Here is a 13,196-nt window from a genome sequence, read left to right on the forward strand (position 1 = left end):
AACTTCATAAGGGTAAGCTACCCGGAGGAAATGGGTATTATTCGGCAAAGGTGTATTTGAAAATTCATTGTTGAAATGTTTAGGCATTCCCTACGTTCCTCACAACCAGAAATTTAGTACCTTAACAGATGTCAACGGTAATGCCACTGTAAACCGGCACGTTATGAAGCGATTGTCTCTGATCTGTTCCCTGCTGATCTGTATATTCACCTGTGCACCAGCTGTTTTCGCGGGTGACACAGCGTCTTACTATACCCAACAACTTGATAACCGCAACGGTCTTTCCAACAGCGCAGTTAATTCCCTGTTCCTGGATTCCGATAAGCTGCTGTGGGCCGCCACCTGGGACGGGCTGAATATGTACGATGGCACCGCCTTTCATGTATTTAATTACAGCAAAGACAACCCCCTGCACAGCATCGGCAATAACGTAGTACTGCAGGTAACGGAAGACGGCCAGCGGCGCATCTGGTTCAGCACCATCGAAGGGGTATCTCGATACGATAAACAAACCGGGAAATTTTATAATTACTTTTACGGCCGGCAACAACGCAGTCGCATCAGCGAGCAGGAATACCGGCTGATCGCCGATACCGCCGGACAGCTTTACTGCCTGAGCCGGCAGGAAGGACTTACCCGTTACAACGCCGCCACCGATTCTTTTGTGGTATGCCCGCTTCCGGCTGGTAATAACCGTATCAGCAAAGCGGTATTTGACAGCGCTAATCACCTGTGGGTACTCCGCGGCGATGGCAGCCTGGAAATATATGCCGACTGGCAGGCACAATGGCCCCTATTACAACGTTACACCAATGTGCAGGCCCTCTTCTCTGTTAACGGCAGGATCTTTTTTACCACGGCCGCACACGAGCTGATGGCAGTATCGGGCGGTACCCACCAGGCACAACTGCAGGCGCTGCTTCCGCATGCCGTAAACGCCATGACTATCTACAACCAGCATTACCTGCTGGCTTGGGTAACACAAGGCTTTGGAGAGTATGATGCACAGTTCCGGCCCACGCACCTGTTGCCTGAAGCCACGCGGCAGCTGCAGGACATGAAAATTATATCCTGGGCCAGCGGCAACAACGAACAGGTGTTATGGTGCGGAACAGATGGCAATGGCATCATCAAAATATACCCGCAAACAAAATACTTCGGCACTGTAAACAAAACTACTGGCGGCGCCGCTTTTAATAAACCGATACGCGCCTTCTGTGCCAATGGCAACGATCTTTGGGTGGGCACTAAAGGCAGCGGCATTATCTGTTTGTCCAACTTCACCCGGCAACCCGCCGCTACGCATCAACAGCTATTTTCGGCAGAACTGGAAGATAATTCCGTTTTTGCGCTTTGCCGCGGCATGGATAGTATCCTCTTTATTGGTACCGATGGCAAAGGTCTTGCTATTTATGACCAGCTGCATAAACGCTTCATCAACTGGCAACAGGTACGCGGCAGCAATAAATTGCCGGTGTTTGGCTCTGTATATGCCATACTGCCGGATGCCGATAGCTCCCTATGGCTGGGCACCAGCGGGTACGGGCTGGTACATCTGCGTATTCAGCGGCAGGGTGGCGATATCGCCGTAACGGCATTCCAGCAATATACTTTTAATGGCAGCAACAGTGGCCCCGCCAACGATATCATTTATTCACTGGCTCCCGGTCCCGCTAACTCGCTATGGATAGGCTGCCGCTACGGCGGACTTAACCTGTTCAATAAAAAGCTTCAACAATTCCAGGTGTTTAAGGCCTTTAGTTACGAAGGCAGCCTATCACATAACGATGTGCTGGCACTTTACCGCGATACCAAACAGCGGTTATGGATAGGTACCAGCTATGGGTTGAACTGTATTGCAGAAGCAGATATCAGTAAACCGCGACCGGCATTTACCCGCTATAATACCGGCAACGGCCTGCCCAATAATACCATTCATGCTATTACACAGGACAACGACGGCCTGATTTGGGTAAGTACCAATAAAGGGCTGGCGCGCATCAATCCCGCTACTGCGGAAATATCTCATTTCCAGGAGGCCGATGGATTGCAAAGCAACGAGTTTAGTGATGGGGCCGTTTGGAAAGATCCTGCGGGACGGCTGTACTTTGGTGGCGTATATGGCTTCAATTATTTCATACCGGCCAATATACAGGAACGCCGTGTGTATCCTAACCTGCTGGTATCAGGACTGCAACTGGCCGGTAAAACAAATGAAACCGGCCTGGAGGTATTACAACCCGGGGAATATAATACTGCTGCCTATACACTGGCAAGGCGGGATAACTTTTTTGAATTGCAGGGAAAAGCCGTCAGTTTTCTTCATGCAGAAAAATGTGAATACGCCTGGCTGCTGGAAGGCTACGATAAAACCTGGCAGTACACCGGTGGCAATGGCAGGATCGCTTACAGCAATGTACCTCCCGGCCGGTATGTGCTGAAAGTAAAATGGAGCAACGGGGAAGGCGTATGGACGCCGCCTAGCGTGCTGTTCACCCTTACCATTCAGCAATATTTCTGGCTTACGTGGCCTGCGTTCCTACTGTACCTGGTACTGCTGAGCAGCGCGGGCACTGCTTTCTGGCTGTACCGGAAAAATAAACTGGCCATGAAGCATCAGCTGGAAATGGAACACCTGCTGCGTAAAAAAGAAGAAGAAGTACACGAAGAACAACTCCGCTTTTTTACCAACATTGCCCACGAACTGCAAACACCGCTCACGCTGATTGTTGGTGCGGCAGAACGTAGCCGGGAGCAACCCGGCGATACCTATCATCAGGCGCTTGTACATCAGCATGCTTCCAGGCTTACCTACCTGGTGCAACAGTTGCTCGAATTCCGCAGGGCCGAAGCCGGTTTTCTGAAAAACTATTATTCCGCGCTTAATATTTCCGCGCTGCTGGAAAATATTGCGGCCTTGTTTAAACCTATGTGCCAGCAAAAAGCACTGCGTTTTGACACCCATATTGCGCCGGCTATGATTGCTGCGATGGATAAAGACAAACTGGAAAAAATCCTGTTTAACCTGCTGAGCAATGCCTGTAAATATACCAACCGGGAAGAATCCATCCTGCTTCGCGCCCAACAAACGAACGACTGTCTGCACCTCTATGTGTATAATTCCGGTAGTCACATACCCGGCGAACAACTGGATAACTTGTTTACCCGTTTTTTCAGTACCGCTACTGCCACACACGGCACATTCGGAACGGGCATCGGGCTGGCTTTTACCCAGCAAATGGTACACCTGCTCAATGGCAGCATCCGTGCGGCAAATGAAAACAACGGCGTAGCCTTTTATGTACAGCTCCCGCTTTCAGAAACGGGTAACACTTACCTGCAGCAACAGGAGGCCCCCGCCAATCCTGTTCCCTCCTACCTGTTGCAATCCATTACTGCCGACCTGTTACCCCAGGCAGCGCCGGTGATTAATCCCAACAAGCTATCCCGGATCCAAAGTGTACAGGAGGCGGGTAAAAAAAGTATTTTGTTAGTGGAAGATGAATACGCTATCCGGCAGCTGTTAAAAGACCTGCTTGCCGGTCAGTATATTATATATGAAGCCGGTAATGGTAATGAAGCACTGGAGCTGATCCGGCAAACCCTGCCCGACCTGATCATCAGCGATATCATGATGCCTGATATGAACGGCCTGGAACTCTGCGACAAAATAAAGAATGCCGCCAGTACCTGTCATATTCCTTTTATTATCCTGTCGGCCCGGGGCGCCATCGACCAGCAAACAGAAGGCTATGAAGCAGGCGCAGATGCCTATCTTCCAAAGCCCTTCTATGCCGATCACTTACAGGTGAGGGTACGTAAGCTGCTGGAGTACCGCCAACGCCTGCACGAAATCTTCCGGAGGGATCATCCGTTCGGCCAACTGGAAGAAACCGAGATGCCGGATACCGACAAACAGTTCCTGCAGGAACTGGTACAGGTAATAGAAAACCGGATGGATGAAGAAGGATTAAATGCCGAAGCATTAGAAAAGCATTTGCTCCTCAGCAAAATGCAATTGTACCGGAAGCTGAAAACACTTACCAATATGACACCGGCAGAATTTATCCGTTACATCCGTTTAAAACAAGCTGCCCAGCTGCTGGTAAAAACCCGTTTTACTGTGGCCGAAATATTCTATAAAACAGGTTTTAATAACCAGTCTTATTTCTTCCGTGAGTTTAAAAAGATGTACCACTGTTCCCCTAATGAATACCGCGAACAACAAACCATGGTATAGTTTGGCGCACAAGACAAGTAAGCAACCAACCACTTGATTATCAATATATACCAACTATAAATTTTCGCAATTGTACAGTTATTTGTAACTATAGTACAGTTGTTTCCCGCTCCTTACGCCTATCTTTAGCTCATCCAAATCAATCAAAAAAATATTCCGGCGTATGAAAAAACAGGAGATGCACGGCCTGTAAATTCCATTCAAATCCAACGTTAAATACATTTCACAAACCGGTTCTTCCAGGAGGACGGAACCATTAAATTCTTACGAATGAAAAACTGGACACAATTAATGTCAGCTATGATACTGCTGCTGCTTGGCGGGGCAACTTATGCCCAGGTGAAAGTAAGCGGCCGTGTTAGCGACGAGCAGGGTGGCGCTCTCCCCGGCGTCACCGTAGTACAGCCCAATACCAAAAACGGCGCTGTTTCAGGGGTGGATGGCAGCTATACCATTACCATCAGCGGCGGCGGTCCTGCTACGCTGCAATTTTCCTTTATGGGATTTCTTACCAAAACAATCCCGTACTCCGGCAGCGGCGCCCTCGATGTAACCCTGCAAAAAGACGAAGTGGCTTTGAAAGATGTGGTGGTAATCGGTTATGGTACGCAACGGCGAAGCCAGGTGACCGGCGCCATCTCCTCCATAGATGGAAAAAGCCTCGCTAAAACGCAGGCGGTTGACCTCAGTACCGCCCTGCAGGGACAAGCCTCCGGGGTTTCCGTTACCTCGCCTACCGGCGCACCCGGCACAGAAGCGGTCGTACGTATCAGGGGCATCGGCTCCCTCAGCCAGAGCAGCAACCCGCTTTATATCATTGACGGAGTGCCTATGAACAGCGGGCTGAACACCATTTCGCCCAACGACATTGCCTCCATTGAAGTGCTGAAAGATGCAGCAGCGGCAGCCATTTATGGTTCGCGCGCAGCCAATGGCGTGATACTCGTAACCACTAAAACAGGACAAGCCGGCAAAAACGAAATCAATATCGACATCGCCTATGGCATTGCCAATGCCAGCGGGTTACCCGATATGCTGAGTACCAGCCAGTTTATAGAATTGCAAAACGAGGCTTTTGCCAACGACGGCTCTTCCACCCGCAACCAGGATGATGCCGCCAAATTGCCCAATACCAACTGGCTGAACGCCATTTTCCGGCAGGCGCTCACCCAGCGTTATAACCTGGCTTTCTCCGGTGGCTCGGATAAAACCCGTTATTACCTGGCCGGCAACGTAGTAAACCAGGATGGTACTATCGTAAACTCCAATTTCAAACGGTACGGGCTCCGCTCCAATGTAAGCAGCGAAGTAAAAAGCTGGCTGCGGGTAGGGGAAAACCTGAACCTTACCTACGACCGTACCCAGGAAATAGGCGCTTCCGGCGATGGCGCACGGCCAGGCAGCTTACCAGGCGTGGTACGCTATGCGCTTATCAGGCCCAATGCGCTTCCACTCTATGATGATAAGACCGGTTTTTATACCGACCTGCCGCCGGCGGATCTCTATAAAAATCCTTTGCTTTATGGTGATGGAAAAAACCCACTGGCCATTGCTGACTACCGTACCCGCACCATGAGCAAATACCGCCTGTTGGGTAACGTGTTTGCAGAAGCCCGCTTTCTGAATGATTTTAAACTCCGCAGTGATCTGGGTACCGATTTTTATGTGGCGGAACAACAGCAGTACAGCGGGCAAATACCCGGCGACCGCACGCTGATGCAGGATAAAGACAAAGGACTCGATAAATTCCGCAACCGCTATACGACGTATAACTGGACCAATGTACTCAGCTACAATCACCTGTTCAATGAAAAACACAATGTGGGCGTAACACTGGGTTCCGAATATATTTCTTCCAAGGTAGACTACCTCGCCGCATCCCGTAATGGCTACGATAACCGCGCCGATGCCTCCGCCAGTTTGCGTTACCTCGACTACGGCTCCGGTCAGCAATTTAACAGCGGCAACCTGGAAGAATGGGCGCTGATGTCTTACTTCGGCAGGGTTACCTACGCCTATGATAACAAATACATGCTGAATGTGAACATGCGGACGGATGCTTCCTCCCGGTTTGGCGCCGACAACCGCTGGGGCTACTTCCCCTCTTTCTCTGCCGGCTGGAACATTGCCCATGAAAATTTCATGAAAGATGTGACCTGGCTGAATGACCTTAAAATCCGCGGAGGATGGGGACAGCTGGGCAACCAGGATATCGGCCTTTATCCATTTGCCACCATTTACTCCACCAGCAATAATATTTTACAGGTAATCAGCCGTGGCAACCCCGATGTGAAATGGGAAACCACTACCCAATCCAACATCGGTGTGGACGCAGGTTTTCTGAAAGGCGCACTGACCCTCAGCGTGGATTATTTCAACAAACAATCTTCCGATATTCTCATACAACTGCCCTCTTCCTACACCAACGGCGATGCTACGCCACCCTATGTAAACGGCGCTAAAATGAGTAACAAAGGACTGGAAATTACCGCCGTCTATAAACAGTCGTTGCAGAAAGATCTCTCTCTTAATATAGCCGCCAACGTTACCACCCTGCGCAACAAGGTAGTGTCGTTGTACAAAGGCCGTGAACAGATCTTTTCCGCCGGCTCCGGTCGCGTAATCCTGCGGGAAGGCCAGCCTATCAGCTCTTTCTACGGTTACAAAACAAATGGTTTATTCCAGAACGACCAGGACGTAGCGCAGTATACAAACAGCAAAGGCGAACTGTATCAGCCCAATGCCAAACCCGGCGATATCCGTTTTGTGGATTACAATAACGACGGAAAAATTGATGATGCCGACCGTACTATTATCGGCAATCCTAATCCTAAGCTGCTGTATAGCCTGAATGCCGGCATCAATTACAAACAGTTTGACCTCACCCTGTTCTTTAACGGGGTACAGGGCAACCAGATCTATAATGAAGTAGATAACATCATCAACAGTTTCGACGGACGGGGATTTAATAACAAGGAAGATTTCTACAATGATCGCTGGCATGGAGAAGGCACCAGCAACAAAACACCCAGGGCCACCTTCCTTGACCCCAACAACAACCGCCGCACCTCCGACCGTTATGTGGAAAATGGCAGCTACCTGCGGCTTAAAAACGCGATGCTGGGTTATACCTTGTCGCCGTCCTTGTTGCAACGCATCGGTTTTACCAATGCGCGCATCTATGTAAGCGCCCAAAACCTGTTTACCATTACCAAGTATGGCGGCATGGATCCGGAGTTGTATACCAACGAGAACCTCGCCAACTATGCTGATATGGCGGTGGGTATTGACATGGGTACGTATCCGCCTTCCCGCACCTACACTTTTGGTTTGCAATTCGGTTTCTAGGAATGCTATTTTATTAAAATCAACACACCATGAAAAAATTAGTTGTTATTATATCAATTGCCGTTAGCATAGTGAGTTGCACCAAGCAGCTGGAAAAGTTCCCGCAGGGAAAGCTCACAGGCGGCAATGTTTTTACAGAGGCCAATGATTTTGTGATGGCTACTGATGCTGCTTATCTGCCCATTACCAACCGTTTCCGCGGCGACTGGGGCTGGGATGATGGTAGTAGCATACCGCGCGATTGGGTAATAGGCGATCTGATGAGTGATGATGCAGTGAAAGGCGGCGGTAGTTTGGGCGACCAGGAAGACATGCGGCGGATGCAGACCTTTGGCATCTTCCCGGAAAATAACAATGTGCTGGGCATCTGGCGTTTTAACTATAAAGGGGTGGACGCCTGTAACACGCTGCTGGCGCAGGACGGCGCCGGCGTTCCCGGCCTGGATCCGGCGTTGCTGAAGCGGATGAAAGGCGAAGCCTATTTTCTGCGTGCTTTTTATTACTTCCGGCTGGTGGTGAACTTTGGCGATATCCCCTTGCTGGTGCCTGAAAAAAATATGACCGATAATACCGTGCGCACACCCGTGGCACAGGTGTATGAACAGATAGAAAGTGATCTGGCACAAGCCTTCAGTATGTTACCCGCCACCTATGATGCCGATAACTACCAACGGGCTACTACCGGCGCCGCGCACGCCCTGCTGGCCAAAACTTACCTGTACCGGCAGCGCTGGCAGGATTGTTTAAACCAGATTGCGGAAGTGGAAAAAGGTAATTACCAGTTGCTGGATCATTATGAAGATAATTTTAACGGTGTTGGAGAAAAGGCAGGTGAGATCATCTTTGCGGCCCGTCATGATGCCGGCAAAACACCTTCCCAGGGATCGGTACTCAATGCTGTATTCGCACCACAGGGCAAAGGCTGGGGCTTTGAAATTCCTACCAAAGACCTTGTAAATGCTTTTGAAACCGGTGATCCCCGCAGGGCGGCCACCCTTTTCCAGGCAGGCGATAAATACCTCGATGGCAGCAACTACGATCCGGCCTGGTCGCCGGTAACCGGCTTCAATGTACGCAAGTTTATGAGCAATGTAAACCCCATCGATGACGGTGGTGTAGACTTTGCGTATATCCGTTTGGGTGATGTAATACTGTGGAAAGCCGAATGTCATGCTAACCTCGGTGCATTCCCCGATGCACGCGCCGACCTGGAAAGAATAAGGGCGCGGGCACGCAAATATGCAGCCAACCCGGCTACTGCCCTGCCGCCTGTTACCACCAATGATAAAACAGCGCTCCTTACCGCCATCCAACATGAAAGACGCGTGGAACTTGCCATGGAAGGCCATCGCTATTATGACCTGGTAAGATGGAACCTGGCGCAGACCATACTGGCCAAAGCCCCGGATGCCGATCCCCTGAAAGGATACAAGGACTATGGCAATGGCTGGCAATCTTTTAATAAGCTGCTGCCCATCCCGCAAAGAGAAGCAGACCTGCTGAAACTTAATCAAAACACCGGCTACTAATATGAACCAGGTTACCGCTAACCGCTTTATCGAAAATCCATTGCTGAAACCGTCGGATGTACGGCCCAGCAGGCCAGGCCTGGAAGTAGCCTGTTTGCTGAACCCGGGCGTTTTTGAGTACGACAATAAAATATGGCTGATCATCCGCGTAGCAGAAAGGCCACAGCAACAACATGATATCATTTCATTCCCCGTACTGCTCAATGGCGGAATAGAAATCAGGGAGATCTTTAAAAATGATCCACATCTCGATGCTACCGACCCGCGGATACTGCGTTATAAAGGCGACGACTACCTCACCACGTTGTCGCATTTACGGCTGTTTTGCAGCGAAGACGGCATTCACTTCCACGAGCCTGAAGGCTATCCGCAGCTGCATGGAGAAGGACCGCTGGAAGCATTTGGTGTGGAAGATTGCAGAGTAACAAAAATAGAAGATACTTATTATCTCACCTTCACCGCGGTATCATCAAATGGTGTGGGAGTAGGCATGCGCACCACCCGTGACTGGAAAACATTTTCAGATCAATGCATGATCATACCTCCGCATAATAAGGACTGCGCATTATTTGATGAAAAAATAAACGGCAGGTACTATGCCTTGCACCGACCCAGCAGCGTGGATCTTGGCGGCAACTACATCTGGCTGGCACAATCGCCGGATGGGGTGCATTGGGGAAAGCACCAATGCTTAATCAGGACCCGTCCGGGCTACTGGGACAACACAAGGGTGGGCGCCGGCGCATCTCCCATTAAAACAGCAGACGGATGGCTGGAAATTTACCACGGCGCCAATGAAAAGCACCAGTACGGGCTGGGCGCTCTTTTGCTGGACCTTAACGATCCATCCAAAGTGCTGGCACGCAGCGATGATCCCATCATGATACCCGAAGCCCCCTACGAGCTTACCGGCTTTTTCGGGCAGGTGGTTTTTACAAACGGGCATATTGTGAAAGGCAATGAAGTTACCATCTATTACGGCGCTGCCGACGAAGTAGTATGCGCTGCGAGGTTTTCTATCGGGGAAATACTTTCATCCTTAAAAAGATAACAACTTATGCTCAGGAACCTTTCTGCAGAAATAAAACATTTCAACCAGCAGCCGCAAAACTTCCGTATACTCGTGCTTACCAATATGATTTATGCACTCGTGTTGCCGGTGATCGACATATTTGTGGCAGCTTATGTGATGCGTAACTCTAACGACCCTACGAAAGTGGTGATCTATCAGCTCACTATTTACACCGGTATCCCACTTACTTTCTTATTAAATGGTTTTTTGCTGAGCCGTTTCAACATTAAAACATTGTATTCGGCCGGTATGCTGCTGAGCGGCGTATCCATGATCGTGATGATGTCGCTCAAAACACTGGACCTCACCGGTATTGGAATTGCGGGTATTATTATGGGCATGTCGTTTGGCTTCTATTGGGCCAACCGCGACTACCTGGCGTTATCCATCACCAATGATCAAAACCGCAATTATTACTATGGTCTTGAAACGTTCTTTTATACTATCATCGCCGTAGTAGTGCCTATCTGTATCGGCTGGTTTATAGAGTCCGGCGGTGAAATCAATGTCAACAATGCCTACCGCATTATTACCGGGCTGGTATTTATCATCACCATCCTTGCTTCGGTGGTATGTTTCAGGGGGCAGTTCCACAACCCGGACGAAAAAACGTTCCTGTACCTGCGCTTCCACCCTTACTGGCGCAAACTGCTGATGCTGGCATCTTTGAAGGGGTTAGCACAGGGTTACCTGGTAACGGCGCCCGCTATGCTGATCATGTTGCTGCTGGGAAAAGAAGGCGCATTAGGTACCGCCCAATCGGTGGGCGCCATCATTGCCGCGGTGCTGATGTATATTATTGGCAGGGCGGCGAAACCGGAACACCGGATCACCATTTTTGCAGGAGGACTCATATGTTTTGCGCTGGCGGCTATTTTCAACGGCGCCTTTTACAACGCCACAGGTGTGGTAATTTTTATGCTGTTCCTTTTGCTGGCAAAACCGCTGCTCGACATGGCCTATTTTCCTATTCAATTCAACGTGATTGATATTCTTTCCAAAAAAGAAAAACGTAACGTATACGCCTATATTCTTAATCATGAAGTGGGCCTGTATGCCGGGCGCTTTCTGGGCGCCGGTACCTTTATTTTCCTGGCTTACTACTTCTCCACCGAAGTGGCGCTGCGGTATGCCATCATTATCATTGCCATACTGCAGCTACTTTCCATTGCAGTAGGCAAAAGTATTGTCAAAGAAGGAAAAGCGCTGATCAAAGAAACTACTGAAAAAACCACTGTAGTGGTATAAATTTTATAAGCATGGTAAAATTAACAACAACGGGGTTCGTACTCTGCCTGCTATGGATGGCCTGTAAAACAACTACGCCGTCGCCGGTGGTGCAGCAACACCTTCCCCGGCTGGACTCCATGGCCGATGTGCCGCAGCCGCTACAGATCATAGACTGGTATGCCCTGGCCCGGCAGTTCGACAGCACCGCTTACAACTTTAACACCACGGGGCCGCATTGGCCACTGGTGTGGTGGGATAGCAGCCGGCACAATTTTGATCAGCCGGTAGTAGGGCTTTATACTGCGATGGACGATCAGCGCCAGGGTCCCCTGCATCACCAGGGAATCTTCCATGAAGCGCTTGCTACCATGGGCGCCACGCTGGGCGCTACGTTGGTGGGTGTTGACAAAAGCCGGCAACAGGGTATTAACTATGTGGCCATGCTAAAAAATTATTTCAACCGGGAAACAGGCTGGGATATTATGATGAATAATACCTGCCCGGAAGTAGCCCTGCTCGGCGGCGGTTACGGGCGCGATTGGTGGTATGATGTATATCCGAACGTTCTTTTTTATGGCATCTATGATCATTATCCCAACATGCCGGGATTTGATACGCTGGCGCATCGCATTGCGGAAAAATTCTGCGCAGCAGATTCGGTGCTGAACGGCAACTATGATCATTCCTTTTTCGACTATGCACAAATGCAGCCAAAAGATAACCAGATCTGTAAACAACAGGACGCCGCTGCCGGTCATGCTTACGTATTATATGCCGCCTACAAAAAATTTGGCGATCCGCGCTACCTGCGGCATGCCATAAAGGCCCTGCAAACGCTGGAACAGCAGCCACACAATACCAACTATGAAGTGCTGATGCCTTTTGGCGCTTATATGGCAGCAAGACTAAATGCAGAACAGGGCCAACACTTTAATGTACAGAAATTTATGGAATGGACATTTAACGGCGACCCTCAATGCCGCCAGGGATGGGGGGTGCTGACAGGCAACTGGAATGGCATTGACATATCAGGTATTGTAGGCAGCACAACAGACAGGGGCGGTTACGGCTTTCTCATGAATACTTTTGATGCCGCGTGGCCACTCGTAGCCATGGTACGCTACGATCCTTCCTATGCCGCTGCCGTAGGCAAATGGATGCTGAATGCCAGTAACGCCGCCCGCTTTTTCTACACCCAGTACATGCCCGATGACCATGAAACCATCCCGGAAAAAGCTGCTATCACAAAAGGTGTGATTGGCTATGAAGGCATTATCCATACTTCCTCTTATCCTGAATATGCACACCTTAAAGCGCCGGTAGCACAGGGCGATGGCCCGCAATGGGCCAAAGGAAATCCCGATGTATCGCAATTCAGCGTATATGGCAGCGGGCATGCAGGGATCTTCGGCAGTATTATCCGTACCACCACGGTACCAGGTATATTACAACTGAATTTGCTGGCCACAGATTTTTTCAGAGAGAAAGCTTACCCGTCCTATCTCTACTATAATCCCTACGCGGAAGAAAAAACAGTCACCATAAATGTGGGTGATCAGCCGGTGGATATTTATAATACGATTACCCGGCAGTTTATCGCCCGCAAAGTGAAACAGGCTTACAACCTGGTGTTACCGGGACGCAACCCGGCAGTGCTGGTATTTACACCGCCCGGCGGAAAAGTAAGTAACGTGGGAAACCGGCTGCTGGTAAACGAAGTAACGGTCAGCTTTTGATTAAAATACACTGGCCAAACAGTTTAAACACTGTCTGGCCG

6 protein-coding genes are annotated in these 13,196 nt (G+C 49.8%); all 6 read left to right on the top strand.

Annotation, left to right across the window (positions count from 1 at the left end; translation table 11 throughout):
• Positions 1-163 precede the first annotated feature (163 nt).
• The 6 genes from AB6805_RS28260 (at position 164) to AB6805_RS28285 (ending at position 13,155) form a co-directional block, all read left to right on the top strand.
• Positions 164-4,240 (top strand): two-component regulator propeller domain-containing protein, encoded by a 4,077-nt coding sequence (locus tag AB6805_RS28260; RefSeq protein ID WP_370912784.1) that lies wholly within the window; start codon positions 164-166, stop codon positions 4,238-4,240.
• A gap of 270 nt (positions 4,241-4,510) precedes the next feature.
• Positions 4,511-7,588 (top strand): SusC/RagA family TonB-linked outer membrane protein, encoded by a 3,078-nt coding sequence (locus AB6805_RS28265; protein ID WP_370912785.1) that lies wholly within the window; start codon positions 4,511-4,513, stop codon positions 7,586-7,588.
• Between the two features lie 29 nt (positions 7,589-7,617).
• Positions 7,618-9,117, top strand: a complete 1,500-nt coding sequence (locus AB6805_RS28270) for a RagB/SusD family nutrient uptake outer membrane protein (protein WP_370912786.1) — start codon at positions 7,618-7,620, stop codon at positions 9,115-9,117.
• 1 nt (position 9,118) lies between these two features.
• Complete coding sequence (locus AB6805_RS28275) at positions 9,119-10,168, top strand: glycoside hydrolase family 130 protein (RefSeq protein WP_370912787.1); 1,050 nt, start codon at positions 9,119-9,121, stop codon at positions 10,166-10,168.
• A gap of 6 nt (positions 10,169-10,174) precedes the next feature.
• Positions 10,175-11,437, top strand: a complete 1,263-nt coding sequence (locus AB6805_RS28280; protein ID WP_370912788.1) for an MFS transporter — start codon at positions 10,175-10,177, stop codon at positions 11,435-11,437.
• Between the two features lie 11 nt (positions 11,438-11,448).
• Positions 11,449-13,155, top strand: coding sequence for a hypothetical protein (locus tag AB6805_RS28285; RefSeq protein WP_370912789.1), 1,707 nt, complete (start codon positions 11,449-11,451; stop codon positions 13,153-13,155).
• Positions 13,156-13,196: the final 41 nt, after the last annotated feature.

Origin of the sequence: Chitinophaga sp. RCC_12 (genome assembly GCF_041360695.1) — a bacterium.
Classification (GTDB): Bacteria; Bacteroidota; Bacteroidia; order Chitinophagales; family Chitinophagaceae; genus Chitinophaga.

What these genes read in the sequence shown, in the direction of transcription:
- AB6805_RS28260 (WP_370912784.1), top strand. Translation starts at nt 164, where the DNA reads ATGAAGCGATTGTCTCTGATCTGTTCCCTGCTGATCTGTATATTCACC.
- AB6805_RS28265 (WP_370912785.1), top strand. Translation starts at nt 4,511, where the DNA reads ATGAAAAACTGGACACAATTAATGTCAGCTATGATACTGCTGCTGCTT.
- AB6805_RS28270 (WP_370912786.1), top strand. Translation starts at nt 7,618, where the DNA reads ATGAAAAAATTAGTTGTTATTATATCAATTGCCGTTAGCATAGTGAGT.
- AB6805_RS28275 (WP_370912787.1), top strand. Translation starts at nt 9,119, where the DNA reads ATGAACCAGGTTACCGCTAACCGCTTTATCGAAAATCCATTGCTGAAA.
- AB6805_RS28280 (WP_370912788.1), top strand. Translation starts at nt 10,175, where the DNA reads ATGCTCAGGAACCTTTCTGCAGAAATAAAACATTTCAACCAGCAGCCG.
- AB6805_RS28285 (WP_370912789.1), top strand. Translation starts at nt 11,449, where the DNA reads ATGGTAAAATTAACAACAACGGGGTTCGTACTCTGCCTGCTATGGATG.